Genomic DNA, 18780 nt, shown 5'->3' with positions numbered 1-18780 from the left:
CACATAGACCCGATGCTAGCGCCAGGAAGCCGCGTTTACGCCTGCAGCTTGGCGGCCACCTGCGAGAGCGGCTCGGCGAGCGCGTCGACCAGCTGGCTGAGGCGGCGCCGCTCGGCCGGGCCGACCGTCTCGTAGCTCGGGAACTCGCCGTGCTCCTTCAGCGCGTCCAGGCGCGCGGTGACGGCGTCGAAGCGGCGCTCGATCGTCTTCGCCAGCTCGGGGTCGCTACGGCGCAGAGCGGGAGCCAGCAGTCCGAACGCGGTCTGCGAGCCGGCGACGTTGGCCTCGAAGTCGGTGAGGTCGGTGTGCGAGTAGCGGTCCTCCTCGCCGGTGATCTTCGACGCGGAGACCTCGTCGAGCAGGCCGTTGGCGCCGTTGGCCAGCTCCTCGGGCTCGTAGCTCAGGCCCTCGGTCTTGGCCTGCAGGAGCTTGGTGTCGGCCAGCAGCTTGTCGGCGATGCCCGACAGGCCCTTCGTGGTGCCCTTGGCCCACAGGCCCTGCTCGATCTTGTGGAAGCCCGTCCACTTCTGGCCCTGCTCGACGTCGTTGACGCGCGCGTCGATCTCGGGATCCAGGTTGCCGAAGCTCTCGGCGACCGGCTCGATCGTCTCGTACGGGACGCGCGTGGAGGCGAACAGCGACTTGGCCCTGGCCCTGTCGCCGGCCTTGACCGCGGCGGTGAACGCCGTGGTGCGCTTGACCAGCTCGGCGGCCTGCGTCTCGACGTAGCTGCGGTAGGACGCGGTCGCCGCCTTCAGCGCGGGGTCGTCGCCGGCCGCGCTGACCGTGCCCGCGCCGACCTCGAGCGTGCCCGTCGCGGCGGTCTTGCCGCCGGGGCACGCCACGGCGTAGGAGCCGGGCTTGAGGTTGAGCGTGAACTTGCCGGAGAGCCCCGCGACGATGTTCTCCTTCTCGCCGATGATCCGCGAGCCCGAGAGCACCTCGAACTCGCTCACGCGGCTCGTGCCGTCGTTGGAGACCTCGAAGGTGGTCGGTCCGGCGGCGAGCTTGAGCGCGGCGGGCTCGCAGCCCGCGTCGGTCAGCTTGATCGCGACGGACTTGGCGCCCTTGGCCCCCGCGCCGCCGTCGTCGCCGGAGCCGCAGGCCGACAGCAGCAGCGCCAGCGCGCCGAGCAGCAGCGCGGCGGCGGCGGCGCTGCGGACCTTGCCGCTCGCCGGGCCCTTGCGCTTGGGCAGCAGGACGAAGCCGACGACCGGGATCGCGAACGCCAGGTAGGCGATGAGCTCGACGTCGGTCGGGCGCGGCTGCAGGCCGAGCATGCCGGTCAGCAGCGCGGCGGTCCACGTGCCGGGCACCACGAGCCAGCTGAGGTCCAGCGCCTGGTCCTGGCCGAAGTTGACCCAGCCGGCCTCGTGGGCGGTGTGGAACGCGCTGGCCACCAGGCCGGCGGCGACGAGCGCCAGCACCACGCCGGTGAAGCGGAAGAAGCGCGCCATGTTCAGGCGGATGGCGCCGCGGTAGATCGCGAAGCCGACGACGACCGCCGCGACGACGCCGAGGATGGCGCCGAGCCCCGCGGTGGCCGGATCGCTGGAGCTCTGGAACGCGGCGACGAGGAAGACCGCGGTCTCCAGGCCCTCGCGGAAGACCGCGAAGAACGCCATGCCGATCAGCGCGCCGACCGAGCCGTGCTTGAGCGCGGTGCTCGTGCTCTCGCGCAGCTCGCCGGCCAGGGCGGCGCCGTGGCGGCGCATCCAGACGATCATGAACGTGACCATCACGACGGCGACGCCGCCGATGACCGTCTCGAGGCCCTCCTGCTGGCGCTGCGGCAGCTCCTCGTCGACGAGGTGCAGGGCGATGCCGACCGCCAGGCAGATGACCGTCGCGACCGCGACGCCCGCCCACACCCACCGCAGCGCGTCGGTGCGGCCCTCCTGCCGTAGGAAGGTCGCGATGATCGAGATGATGAGCGCGGCCTCCACGCCTTCGCGGAGGCCGATCACGAACGTCGGAAGCATGGGCGGGCATATTAGGGATACCTAAGCCACGACGTCGGGTGCCCTAACACCTCGGGGTCGCGGAGCCCCCAGAACGCGCTCGGCGAGGGCGCCGAACGCCAGTCCGGTGACGCTCCACAGGATCGTGTGGATGCCGAGCGTCGAGAGCCGGAACCGCCACAGCGCGCCGGCCGGGAAGTCCTTGGGCACCTCGTCGACCCCCGGCAGCACGAGCGCCGCCAGCGCGACGAGGCCGACGAACACCGCGCCGCCGGCGATCGCGCCCTCCCACGCGCCGAGGCGCGCGCGGGCGGCCCGGGCCACCCGCACCGCGGCGATCGCGCCGCAGATCGAGATCGCGATCATCACGAAGAACAGCAGCGTCCGGTGCCCGATGGTGTCGGGGTTGCCGACCGACGGTGGGCTGGCCGGGTACTTCAGGAACGGCACGAGCGTGACGGCGACGAAGCCCCCGCCGGCCAGCGCGAGCGCGACCGCGCGGGCGCCGGGTAGGCCGAGGCGGCCGTAGGCGTAGGCGAACGTCAGGGCGAAGATCCCGCCCAGCGCGACGCCATAGGCCACCACCGCGATCAGCAGGCCGGCGGTGGACTGCACGCCGCGGCTGACGAGCTCGGGCTCGGCGGGCCGGCCGGTCACGGCCGCGAGGTGCTCCTCGAAGCCGATGGCCCGGTCGACCTGCGGCTCGCCGAAGACCTTGGCGAACGCGAACGCGAGCAGGGCCGCGCCGGCGCCGGCCAGCATGCCGCGCAGCAGCAGGGAGCGCATCATGATGATGTCGGTCCGCCGACTAGTGGCAGGGGAAGCCGAGCAGGTGGCGGCCGTCGTGGACGAGCTCGTGGATGGTGGAGCCGCCGATCAGCGACGTCGCACCCTCCTCGGCGCCCACGAAGTAGAGCAGCAGCATCAGCAACAGCCCGGCGAAGGCCGCCCACGGGAGCAACTCGCGGGCGGAGACGATCGGGGCGGGCGTGCCGGCCGCTTCGGGCGGCAGGACGACGGCAGCGTCGTTCATGGCTGGTGGACCTCCTCGGGATTCAGCGTCCCGTTCATGGATCGAGAGGCGACGGAGGAGGGTCTGGCTTCCCGCGCGTGGCGGGTTACAGTGGCGCGACCGCACCGGACTCTCACCGGCTTCCTCGCACTCCGACGCTGGGCGGCACTCTACCGGGGCGGGCGGTCCGAGCGGATCGGGCTTGCCGTTTTCCAGCGGACGGGTAGCGTCGGCGGACATGACCCAGATCCACGAGCACGCCCTCGGCCTCACGTGGGTGATGGACGACGCGATGCAGCGCGCCGCGCACGCGCTGGTCGCCGACGACGGGCGGGTGTGGCTGGTCGACCCCGTCGACGACCCGGCTGCCATGGAGCGCGTCGCCGCGCTGGGCGAGCCGGCCGGGGTCCTGCAGCTCCTGGACCGCCACAACCGCGACTGCACGGCGCTCGCGCAGCGGCTCGGCGTTCCGCACTTCAGCGTGCCGGACGCGCTGCCGAATGGGCCCTTCACGCCCGAGCGCGTGGTGCGCAACCGCTTCTGGAACGAGGTCGCGCTCTGGTGGCCGCAGCGCCGCGCGCTGATCGTCGCCGAGGCGCTGGGGACCGCGCCGGCGTTCGCGGTGGGTGCCGGCCCGGTCGGGGTCCACCCCATGCTGCGGCTCCGCCCGCCGCACCAGCTCAAGGCCTTCGACGCCGAGCACCTCCTGGTCGGCCACGGCCCGCCGGTCCACGGGCCGCACACGGCGGAAGCGATCGCCGAGGCCATCGACCACGCCTGGCGCGACACGCCCCGGCTGCTGCTGAAGCTGCCGTCGCTGGTGCTGGCGGGGCGGTAACTGCATCCGCGCCGGCGGCCTTCGGGCGGGATCGTTCGGGTTCGAATCGGCAGTGTCGTGAGGTGCGGGTCGACGCACCGTTGCATCTCATTGGGTAAATCGACCCGGGCGGCGGCGTTCCGCGCGGGCGCGGTGGTGCCGCCGGGCGCCTTGCGGGGCAGTGACGACGGAGGTACGAGCGGGCGCGGGCCCGGTCGGTCTGCCGCCGGCCTCGGGGCGGCGATCGTTCGGGCGTGAATCGCGACTCCTCGAGGTCCGGGTCGCCTCGTGCGTACCTATTCATCACCAAGCGACCCGGACCCTCGGGGGAAGGTGATCCGTGTCGGTTTGAGCGTCGGATCGACGTCGAAACCGACGCGGACCTCCCGCGGCCCGGCACCGGCGGACGCCCGGTGGCGCAGGCACCGCCGCCAACTCTCGCTCTCCTCAGTGCCCCCGAATCACGCGTCGTCGCACGACCGACGCCCGAGCTGAGGGCCAACCGCCCCGGGCGCCCAACGCATCTCGTCTGACCGCGACGAGCCGAGACGAACTCGGACGCGCACCGCCAATTCGCGCGGTCCGGATCGACAGTCGACCCGGACCGTGCGCCCCGCGTAAGAGACAGTCGAGGCCGTGTGTCTCATAGGCGCGTATGCTGGACCGGTGGTCGAGCCGCCCTCCCCGTCCTGGTCGCGCTACGTCGCCCTCGGCGACAGCACCTCCGAGGGACTCGAGGATCCGCTCCCCGACGGGTCGGGCTACCGCGGCTGGACCGATCGCCTCGCCGAGCGCGTCGCCGCGATCAACCCGGAGCTGCGCTACGCCAACCTCGCGGTGCGGGGCAAGCTCGCGCGCCAGGTTCGCGAGGAGCAGCTGCAGCCGGCGCTCGCCCTGGCGCCCGATCTGGCCACCGTCGTCGCCGGTCTCAACGACGTGCTGCGCCGCCGCTGCGACGTCGCCACCGTCACGGGCCACCTCGAGGCCATGATCGGCGCGCTGCGCGCCGCGGGCGCCACCGTCGACACCTTCACCTATCCCGACCCGGTGCCGATCAACCCGATCGCCCGCCCGGCGCGGGAGCGCGTGGTCGCGTTCAACGCGACGCTGCGCGCCGTAGCCGAGCGCCACGGCGCGGTGCTGGTCGACCTCGAGCGCCATCCGGTCACCTCCGACCGGCGCCTCTGGCATCCCGACCGGCTGCACGCCAACAGCGAGGGGCACGCGCGCATCGCGGCGGCGATCGCCGACGGCCTCGGCCTGCCCGGCGCCGACGACGCCTGGGCACAGCCGCTGCCGCCCGCCGCGCGCGTCCCGCGCCACCGTGCGCTCGCCGGCGACGCCGAGTGGGCGGGCCGCCACCTCGCCCCGGGGTCGTGCGCCGGCTGCGCGGCCGCTCGTCCGGCGACGGCCGCACCGCCAAGCGCCCCGAGCTCACCCCGCTTCACCCGTCCCCAACCGATCAGGAGCGCTGACCACATGTCCGAGCCCACCCTGTCCCCCGTCCTGGACGCGTTCCGCCTCGACCGCAAGGTCGCCGTCGTCACGGGCGCCTCCTCGGGCCTCGGCGTCGCGTTCGCGCGGGCGCTGGCCGAGGCCGGCGCCGACGTCGCCCTCGGCGCGCGCCGCGTCGACCGCCTGCAGGACACCAAGAAGCTCGTGGAGGACACCGGCCGCCGCGCGATCGCCGTGGCCACCGACGTCGCCAAGCCCGAGGACGCCCGCGCGCTGGTCGAGGCGACCATGCGCGACCTCGGCCGCGTCGACATCCTGGTCAACAACGCCGGCGTCGGGACAGCGGTCCCCGCGTCGCGCGAGACGCCGGAGCAGTTCCGCCGCGTCATCGACATCAACCTCAACGGCGCCTACTGGATGGCACAGGCCGCCGGCGCGGTCATGGAGCCGGGCAGCAGCATCATCAACATCTCCAGCGTGCTGGGGATCACCACCGCCGGGCTGCCGCAGGCCGCCTACGCCGCGAGCAAGGCCGGGCTCAACGGCCTGACGCGCGACCTCGCCCAGCAGTGGACGGGCCGCAAGGGCATCCGCGTAAATGCGATCGCCCCCGGCTTCTTCGCCTCCGAGATGACCGACCAGTACCCGCCGGAGTACCTCGAGCTCCAGCGCGCGCGCATCCCCGCCGGCCGGACCGGCGACCCGCGCGAGCTGGCGGCGACCGTCGTCTTCCTCGCCGGACCCGGCGCCGGCTACATCACCGGGCAGACCCTGCCGGTCGACGGCGGCATGACCATCGCGTGAGCCGGACCGCCGCCGCCACGCGCGAGGACGTCGTCCGGGCCGCGGCGCGGCGGTTCGTGGCCGGCGAGCGGATCGACGTGCAGGCCGTCGTGGGCGACACCGGCGTCGCGCGCGCGACCGTGCACCGCTGGTTCGGCACGCGCGAGGGGCTGATCGGCGAGGCGATCGTCCATGCCTCGGAGCCGGTGCTCGACCGGGCCCGGCGCGTGGCCGAGGGCCGCGGCGCGGCCGGCCTCCTCGCCGCGTTCGACGGCATCGTGGCCACGATGGCCGCCGACGAGGGCCTGCGACGCTTCCTCGAGCACGAGCGCGAGGCGGCGCTGCGGATCCTCACGTCATCGGCCGGCGTCGTCCAGCCGGCGTGGGTGGCGCGCACCGAGGCGCTCATCGTCGCCGAGGCCGGCGCAGGGCGCTATAGCCCCGCGCTCGACCCCGCGACGCTTGCCTACGCGGTCGTCCGCCTCACCGAGGCGTTCCTGTACCACGACGCCGCCGCCGGCCTGCGCGGCGACACCGAGCGCCTGCACGCCGTCCTCGCGGCGGTGCTCGGCGTGGACCGGAGCTAGGACATGTCTCCTTGTTGAGGAACGAGTCGAAACGGATGAGAGAGCTCGTCTCAGCGCCTCACTGTGCCGCCTATGGACGTCATGGCTGCGATCGCCGACGGCTCAGCGGAGCTCGTTGATGCGCATCAGGTTGCCCGCGGATTGCGGAAGGCGCAGTCGCGAACCCCGTACGGCTGCTCGGTCGGCTCCTGGATGACTTCGGGGCCGCTGGCCTGCAGCCGGTGCGTTCAAAGCGCAGGTCCACGCGCCGCTGAGCTGGCCCACGGCTGCCCAAGGTGTTCTACGGCACCTGGCACGCCCACCCGCTCCACGGCAGTCCCAGAGCGATCCCCACGACATCGCTGCTGTCGTCCTCCCGCGGGCGATCAAGGGCATCACCCCCGGCCGCCTGCCCGCGGCGGGCAACCTGCCGGGCTCGCAGCAGTTCACGTCGGTCGGCTACGACGCCTACGAGGTCACCAACGGCCGCGGCGGCCACCATTACCGCCGTACGTGGCGCTGCCGTAGCGCTCGGGCATCGGTCATTCGCCGTTCATCTCCATGAACGGTGAATGACCACGCGGCCCATTGCTGCGGCGCCGCCCACTGGCCACGATCCTCGAACCGCGTCCCGGTCCGGAACGCACAAGCAAGCTCGCAGGGACGCCGAGCGATCAGGAGGAATCGTGTCGTCACGGAAGAAGATTGGCCGGCCGGGAACGCGGGGGCTGTTTGCGGCGCCGCTGATCGCCGGCGTAGTGCTGCTCGGCGTCGTGGGAACCGGAGCGTTGGGATCGTCCGGGGTGTCGGCGACGTTCAGCGGCTCGGGGATCGTTTCGGCCGGCGGCACGCTCTACGCCAAGCAGAACGGTGCGCTCACGCTCACGGTGAAGACGTCGAGCGACACCAAGTGCGTCGACATCGACGGCGCGCACACCGCGCATCAGACCTCCGGCACCGCCAAGGACACCTGGACCTTCTCCTTCACGGCGGGTGCCGGTGACGGCATCAAGTCGGTGACCGCATCCGCGTCGCCGAACTTCAACGCCAACGGGTGCACCGGCCAGTCCAAGGATCCGGTCACCACCTCCTACGTCCTCGACAACACCGGCCCGCAGGTCGCAGCGACGCTGACGCCTGCGCCCAACGCGGCCGGCTGGAACAACGCCGACGTCGGCATCGCCTGGTCGGCCACGGACGCCGGCTCGGGCATCGCCAGCGGCCCCACGCCGGCGGCCGATTCGGTGACGGTGAGCACGCCCGCCGCCGGCGTCACCAGAACGGCCACCGCCGCCGACCGACTCGGCAACTCCGGCACCGGGTCGATCACGGTCAAGCTCGACAAGGCCGCCCCGACCATCACCGCCACGCGCAGCCCGGCCCCCAACGCCAATGGCTGGAACGCCACCAACGTCACGGCGAGCCTGACCTGCGCCGATCCCCTGTCGGGCATCAAGAGCTGCACGGGCGGCGGCACCAAGATCTTCTCGGCCGAGGGCGCCAACCAGTCGATGTCGGCCACCGCCGTCGACAACGCCGACAACTCGGCCTCCAGCGCCGTCAACGACGTCAACATCGACAAGACGGCGCCCACGCTCAGCGGCGCGATCGCCGCCGGAACGCTGGGCGACAACGGCTGGTACCGCAGCAACGTCACGATCCACTGGTCGTGCTCCGACACGCTCTCGGGCATCGACGGCCCCTGCCCCGCCGACAGCACGATCGCCGGCGAGGGCCAGGACCTGGTGGCCGGCGGCTCCGTCGCCGACAAGGCGGGCAACGCCACCAACGCCCAGAGCCCGACGGTCAAGATCGACCGGACCGCGCCGAACACCGACGCATCGGCCGACGACGCCTGGAACAACGTCGACGTGGCGATCGACCTGACGCCCCACGACGCGCTGTCGGGCGTCGCCTCGACGCAGTACACCGTCGACGGCGGGATGACGCAGTCGGGCACGCACGTGTCGATCGGCAGCGAGGGCAAGCACACGCTCGAGTACTGGAGCGTTGACGGCGCCGGCAACGTGGAGGCCCACAAGACGGTCGCGGTGAACCTCGACAAGACCTCGCCGACGATCACCCACGCCTTCGACCCGCACGCGAACGCCAACGGCTGGCACCGCGGCGACGTGACGGTGACCTTCAGCTGCGACGACGCGCTGTCGGGCATCAAGAGCTGCGGCCCCGATCGGGTCATCTCGAACGAGGGCGCCGACCAGGACGCCGGCGGCACCGCGGTCGACAACGCCGGCAACACGGCGCACGATCCGGCCAAGGTCTCCCTCGACGCCACCGCGCCGACGATCACCGCCACCGCCGACCGGCCCGCGAACGCCAACGGCTGGTACGACGCCAACGTCACCGTGAGCTTCGACTGCCACGACGCGCTCTCGGGCGTCGACACGTGCCCGGCCGCCCAGGTGCTGGGCGAGGGCGCTGACCAGTCGGCCGATGCCACCGTCTCCGACGCCGCCGGCAACACGGCAAGCGACAAGGTCGCCGGCATCGACGTCGACAAGACGCCGCCGACGCTCACCGGCAAGGCGAGCATGGACCCGAACGGCGACGGCTGGTACCAGGACGACGTCGTCGTGGCGTGGACCTGCGAGGACACGCTGTCGGGGCTCGACGGCGCCTGCCCGGCCGACAGCACCGTCGGCGGCGAGGGTGGCAACCTGTCGGCCTCGCGGACGGTCAGCGACAAGGCGGGCAACGTGGCGGCCACGACGGTCGACGGCATCAAGATCGATCGCGCCGCTCCGACGACCTCCGCCTCGGTCCCCGAGCCGCTGGACAGCGGCTGGTACCCCGGCCCGGTGAAGGTCACGCTGCATGCGCTGGACGCGCTCTCCGACGTCGCCGCGACGTACTACCGCATCGACGATGGCGAAGCGCAGACGTACACCGATCCGTTCGACGTGACCGACAAGGGCATCCACACGATCCACTTCTGGAGCGTCGACCACGCCGGCAACGTCGAGGACCGCACCGCTCCCGGCCACGCACTCGCCCTGAAGATCGACGGCGTGCCGCCGGTCATCCACGGCATCCGCACGCCGCCCAACGGGTTCGGCTGGAACAACGGCGACGTGACGGTGAGCTTCGCGTGCACCGACGCCGAGTCGGGCATCGCGGGCTGCAGCGACCCGCTCACGCTCTCCAACGAGGGCGCCGGGCAGTCGGCCGAGGGCAACGCCCTCGACAACGCGGGGAACTCGAGCAGCACCAAGGTCGAGGACATCAACATCGACCGGATGGCGCCGACGCTCACCGGGCTTCCCACCACGGACGCCAACGCGGCCAACTGGTACCGGGACGACGTGACGGTCACCTGGACCGGTGCCGACGGCCTGTCCGGGATCGATCCGAGCACCCAGCCGGCCGACACGGTCGTCACGGGTGAGGGCGACGACCTCGTTGCCGGTCCGGCCAGCATCTCCGACAAGGCGGGCAACACCACGCAGGCGTCGGTCGGCCCGCTCAAGATCGACCACACGGCGCCGGCCGTCGCCGGCGCGCCGACGACGAGTCCGAACGCCGCCGGCTGGTACAGCGGCAACGTCGTGGTCGCCTTCTCCTGCACGGATGGCCTGTCCGGCGTGGCGAGCTGCCCGAGCGACAAGGTCCTCAGCGCCAACGGCGCCGACCAGAGCGTGACGAGCGCGCCGGCCACCGACGTCGCGGGCAACAGCTCGTTGGGCAAGACCGTCGGCGGCATCAACATCGACGGCCTGCCCCCGCAGACGACCGCCGACAACACCTGCGTGAAGGCCAACGGCTGGTGCACCGGCTCCACCGCGACGGTGGTGCTGACCGCGACCGACCAGACCGGCCTCTCGGGCGTCAAGGAGATCCACTACCGCATCAACTCGGACGCCGAGGAGGTCGCCGCGGGCGCGACCACGAGCATCGTCGTGCCGCTCGACGGCAGCGGCGAGGCCAGTGTGCGGTTCCAGGCGGTCGACAAGGCCGGCAACCTGGAGCGCGAGAACGGGATCTCGCTCAAGTACGACAACATCGCCCCGACGGTCACCCACACGCTCGCGCCCTCGCCGAACGCGGACCAGTGGAACTCGTCCGACGTGGCCGTCCACTTCATCGCGAAGGACAACGACGGCGGCTCCGGCGTCGACGCCGCGAGGACGACCTCGGACGTCGGCGTGAGCGTCGAGACGGCGGGCCGCGCCGTGGACGGCGAGGCGTTCGACGTCGCCGGCAACCAGGGCTCGGACTCGGTCACCGTCAAGCTCGACAAGACGGCTCCGTCGATCCACGGCACGGTCGTCAGCGGGCAGCTCGGTGACGGCGGCTGGTACGTCGGACCGGTCACGGTGCACTTCACGTGCTCCGACGGGCTCAGCGGCGTGGTCGTCTGCCCGGACGACGTCACGCTCACCGCCAACGGCGCGGACCAGTCGGTCAAGGGCAAGGCCGTCGACGTCGCCGGCAACGAGGCGAGCGCGACGGTGAGCGGGATCGACATCGACCGCGAGCGGCCGGCGATCACCCTGAAGGGCATCGCCGCCGGCGGCGTCTACACCCTGGGCTCCGTGCCCACCGCGTCGTGCTCAGCCCAGGACGACGTCTCGGGCGTGGTCTCGTGCGACGTGGCGGTCAGCGGCGGACGCCCGAACGGCGTCGGGACCCGCACCTACACGGCGACCGCGAAGGACCGCGCGGGGAACACGACCACGCAGACGGGCACATACAGGGTCATCTACCGCTACGACGGGTTCCTGCAGCCCATCAACGACACCGCCCACCAGGTCGACGCGTCCACGAGCATCTTCAAGGCCGGAAGCACCGTGCCCGCGAAGTTCCAGCTCAAGCGCGCCGACGGCACCGTGGTCGCGGCCAACGACCTGCCGGCCTGGGAGACGCCCGCCAAGGGCAGCCCCACGACGGCGGCCGTCGACGAGACGCTCTACGGCGCGGTGGCCGACAGCGCGAGCACCTACCGGTACGACGCCTCGGCTCGGCAGTACATCTACAACTGGAGCACGTCCGCGGCGACGAAGAGCTACTACTACCGCATCGGCGTAAGGCTCGATGACGGTCAGACGTACTTCGTCAACCTCGGGCTCCGGTAAGCCACACCGGGGGTGGGCAAGGGGGGCGCCTTCGGGCGCCCCCTTTTTCCTGGCAAAAGAAGCTTGACCCCGTGAGTGGCCTCACGCTCATGGGCTCCCGCCCCTATGACAGCAGCCTCGGGCGCGTCGTCACGCAGGATCTCCCATGGGCGACGCACCATTCGAGATCCGCGTCGCCGCCCTCACCGGCGAGGGAACGATCGCTGCCGAAACCATCGTCCGCGCTCGAGAGTGACCATGAGATCCTGGGCCGGCGACGACAGCCGGCCCAGGATCTCTCTTCCGACACGCATGACGCTTGAGCACGAAGCCAGGTCGCCATCGAGCCGCCCAGGCGGCGGCCGCGGGCCGATCCCCGCGCTCAGCGTTCTCCTCTGGCTGTTCGCGACGTCCCTTGTTGCTCTGGCGCCGCTCGTGTACTTCATCGCCGGCGTCAACGACACCGCCACCGAGGGCAGTCGCATGCTTCCCGCTTTGGCCGTGCTCCTGCTCGCCTGGCCACCGCTCACGCTGTCCATCGGCCTCGCGCATCGGCGGCAACGACACTCAGGGGGTCGGATCACCGCATCAGCGGCCGCCAGAGCAACGCTCCTCCTCCTTGTTGGCGCAACGATGCTCGGAATCGCCCATCAGCTGACGATCTCCGGCGACGTCGCGTGGACCGTGTATTGGACCGCAGCAGCGAGCGCATGGCTTGTACTAAGTCGGAGATGCGCCAGAGCCGAGCCGCGGTGAGAGCAGATCTCAGCGCTGCGGCAGCTCGACGGCGCGCGGGAAGCCGACGTGGATGTGGTCGGCGTGATCGGCCATGGCGAGCGTGTTGGTCGCCTGATCGAGCGTCATGAGGCTGATGATCTGGTTGGGCCGCATCCGGCCCTGCAGGTCCACCAGCCGGCGCAGCACGTCCTCGGTGATGGACCCTGGCCCCTGATGGCCGGCGATCGGCGTGCCGTCGACGGCGGCGATGTCGACCGCGGCGCCGTAGCTGTGCGCGCTGACGTTGCCCGACGCGGTCATCACGCCGTGGCCGCACTCGAGGCTGGAGACCTGGAGGCTGAAGCCGGACTCGGCGAGGAAGAACAGCGTCGCCAGGACCCGGGCGTCGACCCGGCCGGCCTCCACGTCCTCCCGGCCGCAGGCGTACAGGTCGATCCGCTCGTCCTGCAGGACGCGCCGGGTGAGCTGGGGCCCGGTCATGAGCAGCACCTGGCCGGGCGTCGGATCGACCACGCCCGGCCCGAAGAACGGGCTGCCGTCGACCTGGTAGAGCTCGCGGTGCTGCTCCAGCGCCTGCTCGGTGAGCGCCGTCACCTGATCGGGGTCGAGGCCGGCCAGCTCACGCGCCCGCGTGACCACCTGCGCGACGTAGGCGGTCGAGTGGTTGTAGGCGAAGATCGCGCCGCCCAGGTCCTGCGCCGCGCCGGCGGCGTGGAGGTAGCGCGCCGCCGAGAAGACGGCGTCGGCCGGGTCGTATGGGTCGCGACGCCGATCGCCGTCGGCGTCGCGTCCCCACCGCTCCCAGGTGGAGGGCAAGAACTGCATGAAGCCGACGGCGCCGGCCGTCGAGACGCCCACGTTCTGCCCGTAGCGGGTCTCGACCTCGTTGATCGCGGCCAGCACCTCCCACGGCAGGCCGTACTCGGCGGCCGCGGCTTGGTAGAGCGGCAGCAGGTGGGCCGGCACCGGGAAGTCGTCGGGCGAGAACTGCGGCAGGACGATCGGCTCGAGGCTCGCCCAGTCCGACGGGACGGCGAGCGATGAGACGTCCTGTCCGGCGGCTGGCGCATGCGCCCGGGCGTCGCGGTCCGTGGTGCGTCGGCGCGACCGGCGCTCGCCGCGGTCGGCGTCGCGGCGTCGCACGTTGCTGTCCGACGGCCGCGGCGACGCGGGTGCCGCTCCCTCCTGGGCGCCGCCGCCCGGAACGCGGGCGTGCGGCTCGGTGGCGGGCGTGGCGCCCCGGGCCGGGGGCGGCGGGTCGACCGGCGGGCGCGGCTGCGTCCCGTCGGCCGCAGCAGGCGGCTCGGCGGCCGCCGTCGGCTGCGCCACGGGCGCGGGATCGGCGGCTGCGGCAGGCTCGGCAGCCGACGGTGACGCCGGGCCGGAGGCCGGCGCCGGCGCGGAGGCGGTCGGTGCCGGGACCGCAGTCGACGCCGGGCTCGCCGTGGTCGTCGCCGGGCTCGTGGCGTCCGGCTGGTCGGACGGCAGATCGGCAGCGACGGCCGGATCGCACGCGACCGGCTGGCCGTCGGGGCCGGCGGTGACCCCCATGGGCACCGTCTCGCACGTGTCCGGCGGTGCGTTGCCGGCAACCGCGGGCGTGAGCGTCGCCGTGCCGGCGACACCGGCCACGGCGACGAGCACCGCGACGCGCCGGCCGCCTTCCAGCAGGCTCAGGCGTCGTCGTTGGGATCCCCGCGGTGCGATGGACATCCGTTTCCTCTCTCTCCCGTGCTCATCTGGCGCGGACCGTCGCCGCCGTGGGGACGTAGCCGCGCTTCTCCGCGCGGAGCGTCACCTTGCCCGCCCGCACGCCCCGGACGCGGAGCCTGACGGTCCCCTTGCTCGAGGTCCGCTTGGCCGTGCCCGAGCCGGCTCCGCCGATCCGCACCAGCGCCGCGCCGATCGGCCGGCGCTTGGCGTCGGTGACCGTGACGGTGACGGTGGTCGTACGCCCGACCGCGACCGCGCCGCGCGCCCGGACCCGCATCGCTGCGGCCTGGCGGAGGCGCGTGGAGGCCCAGGCCCCGACGTTGTAGCCCTCGTCCATGGCGGCAACCCTCCAGTACAGCGACTGGCCGGACGTCCAGACAGGACTGGTCATCCGGGGCGCATAGCTCGTGCCCTCCGTCAGCGTCTCCTCGACGAGCGTCGAGAACGAGTCGCTGGTGGAGATTTGCACGCGGTACTGGCGCGCCATCGTCAGGGGGTCCCACGACAATGCGACGGACGATCCGCTGTGCGTCGTGCGCAGGCCCGACACCGGGTTGATCCGCCGGGCGAACGGCGTCATCGCCGTGAAGCCGCCCGAGACCGGTCGGGTCGTGCCCTTGAAGTTGGCACGCACCTGCCACCGCCACACGCCGGTGCCGTAGAACGTCGTCGGCGTGAAGGCCGTCGATCGCATGGTGAAGTCGCGCTTGGTGCCGTCGGCCTGCTCGACGTGCATGTCATAGGACACGGCGCCCCCGACCGGCGACCACGCGAAGACCGGGATCCCCGGCCCATCGAGCGGGTTGTCGGGCAGCAGTGACGGAATCGGCAGCCGTCGCGTGAACGACCGCGGCGTCGACCAGCCCAGCCCGCTCTGCGCCGCGGTGAGGTTGTCGTCGGTCGCACGGACCCGCCAATACAGCTGGGCGTCGGCGGGGTAGGTGCTGGTGCTCGTGAACGCGGTCGAGTCGGTGATGACATCGTCGATCGGGCTGCCGAACTTCTCGTCGTCGTCGACCTGCAGGCGGTAGGACCGCACCTCCTCGGGCCGGCCTTCCTCGTCCCTCGGCATGGTCCAATGGAAGGTCGGCTGGGCCGTGACGAGGGCGCCGTCAGCGGGCCCCAGCGGCGTCGGCGCCAGCGACCGCTTGCGGAAGATCTGCGGCGCGTTGTCCTGCAGGGTCGACGTGACGCCGCGCCCATCGGCGAACTGGCTCGGCAGCACCGCCCAGTAGTAGGTGGTCGTCTCGTCGGGATAGTTCACCGAGACGAACGGGCCGCGAGGCGCGTAGGCCGGCCCGGGCGTCAACGCGACGTCCACGACGTCGGTGAAGTCCGGGTCCCGCGCCACGACGACCCAGTAGCCGCACGCAGCGGGAATCGGCCGCCAGGTGAACACCGGCATCCGCCGGTTGACCGTGCCGGTCACGGTACGCCCGGAGGGCAGCGTCTCGGTGAACGTCTGATCTGGATCTCGCTGATGGACGCGGCCGTCCTCGGCCGGCAGGTAGTCGCCATCGCTCATCCTGGCCGTCGGCGCCACCAGACAGCCGGTGCCCGAGCCGGCCTGGAACGCCTTGGCGCCGTTGCCGCCCAGCTGCGTCCAGTCGCCGCGCGCGTCCCCGATCGTGTTGTTGCGGTCGATGGGCCGCACCTCGACGCAGTAGCCCCAGCCCGCGTTGAGGGCCCGTCCGGCGTCGGTCGCCACGGGGCCGGTCCCGGTGGGGTTTCCGCCGATCCGCAGCGCAGAGAGCGCGGTCCACCCGGGCGTGGCCGTGACCACGTCCCATCCGAGAGTCGTCGGCGCCGACCACTCGCACGGGTTGCTTGCGGGGCGGCCGGTGCAGTTGCCGTAGGCGTCGTAGCTGCACGCCGTCGGCACGACCTTGACCTCGTAGCCCGACGCGCCCGCCACGGAGTCCCACTGCACCACGGGGGTTCTCATGACCGGAACGCCCGCGCTCGCGCCACCGCCGCCTGCCGCATCCTTCACCCGCAGGTTGGGCACCGACGGCGACGTCGCCGCGAAGTCCTTTCGGAAGCTGGGCTCCGTCGTCCCGCCCGGGCCGTAGTTCCACTGGCCCGCGTTGCCGTCGACGTCCAGCGCCCGCACCCGCCAGTAGTACGTGTTGTTCGGGAGCCCGCTGCGCGGCGAGATCGACGTGCCGAGGATCGTCTCGTCACAGCAGACCTTCGAGCCGGGCGCGAAGTCGCTCGAGGCGTTGATCTCGACCTGGTACTGCGCGGCGCCCGGGATGGCATCCCAGGAGAGCTGCGGGTCGTAGAACCGCGCGGCGCCGACCGGGTCGGGCAGGCGCCGGTCGTCGCGCAGGTCGCTGTTGCGGGTCGCCGTGCTCGTGGGCCAAGACCACGTGAAGGATCCGACGGCCGACGCGCGGCCCGGGTGCTTGCTCCCGTCCAGCGGCGTGACGCCCCAGTAGTACGAGCCCGGGGCCAGCGTCCCCGGCACCGCGAACGAGGTGCCCGAGGTCTCGACCGACTCCTGCTGGTTGCCCAGCGCCGAGTGGGCCAGCTGCGGGTCGGTCGCGATGCGTACCACGTACTTGTAGGCGTACTTGACCGTCGACCAGCGCAGCACCAGCGGCGTGCCCGGGTAGACGACCGTGGAGCCCTCGGCCGGCTCCAGCAGAGCGGCAGCCTGCGTCCAGATCTTGACCAGCGTGCGGGCCGTCGACCAGCGACTGACGTGGTCGTGGGCGTCGATGGCCCGGACGCGCCAGTGGTAGGTGCCGTCGGCTACCGTCTTCGTCACTGTCCCGAACGTGTTGGGCGTCTGGAACGCGCCCTGGCCCTGGCCGCCCACGATCGACGCGAAGCGGGCGTCGGCCGAGAGCTGGAACTCGTACCGCACCGCCCCGCGCACGGGGTTCCAGCGGAAGGACGGGAGCGCCTCGACCTTCGCGGCCCCGGCCGGCGAGACCAGGCGCGGCGCGCCTGGGGGCTTGGCCGCCGTCTTCGACGTCTTGTGCTTCTTCGTGGCCGCCGCCGCGTCGGCCGGCAGCGCCTGCAGCGCCACGGCAGCGGTGAGAGCCAGCATCCCGACGAGCAGCAGCAGCGCCGTCGCCGGCGCCGTCGCGCGCCGGCGCACCAGCCGGCCGACCGGCAGCAGCCGGGGCGTGCACGCCGCGTAGGCGACGTACTCGGAGAACTCGCGCGCCAGCGCCTGCTCCTCCAGGCGCATGCGGACGATCTGCGCGGCCAGCACCACCGCGGCGGCGATGACGTTGCGCTGGCTCGGCGCCCCCAGCACGAGGCCGCCGCACGCGCCGAGCTCGCCGAGGTAGACCGGGTGGCGGACGAGGCGGTAGGGACCATGGGTCACCAGGCCCCGTGCCTCGGGGAGGATCCCGAAGCAGCGTCCGAGGGCGAGCACCGACACCAGCAGCCACACGCAGCTGGCCAGGGCCAGCGCCACGCCGGCCACGAGCAACGGCGTCGAGCTTCCGCTCGCCGGGCCGCCGATCGCCACGGCGCCGACGATCGCCCCGGCGCAGGCGGCGAACGCGATCGGCCGCCGCGCGGGTCGCCGGGACGGCGGGCGGTTCATGAGGAAGTACCCGAACGCGCCCACGACGGCCACCTTGAGCAGCCAGAACCCGGTCACCAGCCACCGGTGCGCCGACGGGTCGCCGAACGCGTCCGCGGCGGCCTCGACCGCCGTGACGATGGTGGATACGGTCAGCAGCGCGAACACGGCGCCGATCAGGCGACGGCTCATGAGCCACCTCCGAAGGTCGAGGAGATCGAGATGACGCCGGGCGCCAGGATGACGACGAAGATCGCCGGGAAGATGAGGCCGACCAGCGGGAACAGGATCTTGACCGGCGCCTTCTGCGCCCGCTCCTCCGCCGCCGCGCGCCGGCGCTGGCGCATCTCGGTGGCGAGGTCGCGCAGGATCTGGCCGATCGACACGCCCAGCGACTCGCCCTGGCGGATCGACCGCACGAACGAGCGCATGCCGTCGGTGTTTGCCCGCGCGAGCATGTGCTCCAGCGACTGATCGACCGGCAGGCCCATCGCCTGCTCCTGCAGGGCAAGGCGCAGCTCGTCGCCCAGCGGCCCGGTGAACCGCTCGGCGGCCATCTGCATCGACCCGGCGAAGCCCATGCCGGACTCGACCGTGACCACGAGCAGGTCGACGAGCTCGGGGAGCCCGTGGTCGATCTGCTCCATGCGCTCCCGGGCGCGCCGCCGCACGATCGTCAGCGGCGCCAGCCAGCCGGTGGCGAGCAGCACGGGGAACCCAAGCACGACGAGCGCGCCGCCCATGCCGGTCGACGACGCGAACCACACCAGCAGCGCCGGCAGGGCGATGGCCGCCAGCACGCGATAGCCGATGAACGTGATCGGCGAAACCTGGTGCAGGCCGGCGCTCATGAGCTCCCGCTTGACCTCGGCCTCCGACAGGCCGCGCGCGCGTCCGGCGAACGCGGTCCCGAGCGTCCGGGCGATGCCGTCCACCGTGCTCATGACGCGCCGGGTGGGCTCCTCGGGCGCCGAGCGCGCCTCGAACCCGTAGTCGGCAAGGCTCTCCAGGCGCTTGGCCGCCCGCATCTGCGGAAGGGCGACCGCCCGGGCCACCAGCGCCGCGCAGGCGCCGACGAGGAGCAGGCCGAACAGGAGGAAGATCAGCATGTCGGGC

The 18780-nt window shown here is 72.4% G+C and carries 11 protein-coding genes and 2 pseudogenes; 6 read left to right on the top strand and 7 right to left on the bottom strand.

Annotated elements, in window-relative coordinates:
- Window positions 1–35: 35 nt before the first annotated feature.
- From efeO to VK501_RS02465, 3 genes are read right to left on the bottom strand one after another with little or no spacing between them, the layout of a single operon-like run.
- Window positions 36–1982: an iron uptake system protein EfeO gene (gene efeO / locus VK501_RS02475; protein WP_324334294.1), complete on the bottom strand. Its 1947-nt coding sequence runs from the start codon at window positions 1980–1982 to the stop codon at window positions 36–38.
- Window positions 1983–2003: 21 nt separating this feature from the next.
- Window positions 2004–2750, bottom strand: coding sequence for a CbtA family protein (locus tag VK501_RS02470; RefSeq protein ID WP_349260960.1), 747 nt, complete (start codon window positions 2748–2750; stop codon window positions 2004–2006).
- Between the two features lie 19 nt (window positions 2751–2769).
- Window positions 2770–2994: a CbtB domain-containing protein gene (locus tag VK501_RS02465; RefSeq protein ID WP_324334289.1), complete on the bottom strand. Its 225-nt coding sequence runs from the start codon at window positions 2992–2994 to the stop codon at window positions 2770–2772.
- 217 nt (window positions 2995–3211) lie between these two features.
- Between VK501_RS02465 and VK501_RS02460 the strand changes: the two genes are divergently transcribed.
- From VK501_RS02460 to VK501_RS02450, 4 genes and pseudogenes are all read left to right on the top strand, one after another.
- Entirely contained in the window at window positions 3212–3811 is a 600-nt protein-coding gene (locus VK501_RS02460) for a hypothetical protein (RefSeq protein WP_324334288.1), read from the top strand.
- A gap of 615 nt (window positions 3812–4426) precedes the next feature.
- Window positions 4427–5023, top strand: a pseudogene (locus VK501_RS28690) (SGNH/GDSL hydrolase family protein); the annotation flags it as partial.
- Window positions 5024–5269: 246 nt separating this feature from the next.
- A complete protein-coding gene (locus VK501_RS28685) occupies window positions 5270–6049 on the top strand; it encodes a 3-oxoacyl-ACP reductase family protein (RefSeq protein ID WP_349260962.1) in 780 nt (259 codons plus the stop codon).
- Window positions 6046–6615, top strand: coding sequence for a QsdR family transcriptional regulator (locus VK501_RS02450; RefSeq protein ID WP_324334285.1), 570 nt, complete (start codon window positions 6046–6048; stop codon window positions 6613–6615). Before VK501_RS28685 ends, VK501_RS02450 begins: the two co-directional genes overlap by 4 nt.
- A 102-nt stretch (window positions 6616–6717) precedes the next feature.
- Here the strand turns inward: VK501_RS02450 and VK501_RS28680 are convergent.
- Window positions 6718–6836: pseudogene (locus VK501_RS28680) on the bottom strand (VOC family protein); the annotation flags it as partial.
- A gap of 444 nt (window positions 6837–7280) precedes the next feature.
- Between VK501_RS28680 and VK501_RS02445 the strand changes: the two are divergent.
- Window positions 7281–11687 carry an OmpL47-type beta-barrel domain-containing protein gene (locus VK501_RS02445; RefSeq protein WP_324334284.1) on the top strand — a complete coding sequence of 1469 codons (4407 nt, stop codon included), beginning with the start codon at window positions 7281–7283 and terminating at the stop codon, window positions 11685–11687.
- Between the two features lie 291 nt (window positions 11688–11978).
- Window positions 11979–12422 carry a hypothetical protein gene (locus tag VK501_RS02440; RefSeq protein WP_324334283.1) on the top strand — a complete coding sequence of 148 codons (444 nt, stop codon included), beginning with the start codon at window positions 11979–11981 and terminating at the stop codon, window positions 12420–12422.
- Between the two features lie 9 nt (window positions 12423–12431).
- On the opposite strand, the gene VK501_RS02435 is transcribed toward VK501_RS02440, so the two are convergent.
- The 3 genes from VK501_RS02435 to VK501_RS02425 are packed head-to-tail and all read right to left on the bottom strand — an operon-like array spanning window position 12432 to window position 18773.
- Window positions 12432–14117, bottom strand: a complete 1686-nt coding sequence (locus VK501_RS02435; RefSeq protein ID WP_324334282.1) for a lytic transglycosylase domain-containing protein — start codon at window positions 14115–14117, stop codon at window positions 12432–12434.
- Window positions 14118–14139: 22 nt separating this feature from the next.
- The gene (locus tag VK501_RS02430) at window positions 14140–17856 is read right to left on the bottom strand and encodes an isoprenylcysteine carboxylmethyltransferase family protein (RefSeq protein WP_324334280.1); all 3717 of its coding nucleotides are present in this window, start codon (window positions 17854–17856) and stop codon (window positions 14140–14142) included.
- Window positions 17853–18773 carry a type II secretion system F family protein gene (locus tag VK501_RS02425; RefSeq protein WP_324334278.1) on the bottom strand — a complete coding sequence of 307 codons (921 nt, stop codon included), beginning with the start codon at window positions 18771–18773 and terminating at the stop codon, window positions 17853–17855. The genes VK501_RS02430 and VK501_RS02425 overlap by 4 nt, the downstream gene beginning before the upstream one ends.
- Window positions 18774–18780 lie beyond the last annotated feature (7 nt).

It is taken from the genome of Baekduia sp., assembly GCF_035318805.1.
Taxonomy (GTDB): Bacteria; Actinomycetota; Thermoleophilia; order Solirubrobacterales; family Solirubrobacteraceae; genus Baekduia.
The sequence above is the reverse complement of the archived record's forward strand: the minus strand, read 5'-3'. Positions and strand labels throughout refer to the sequence as shown.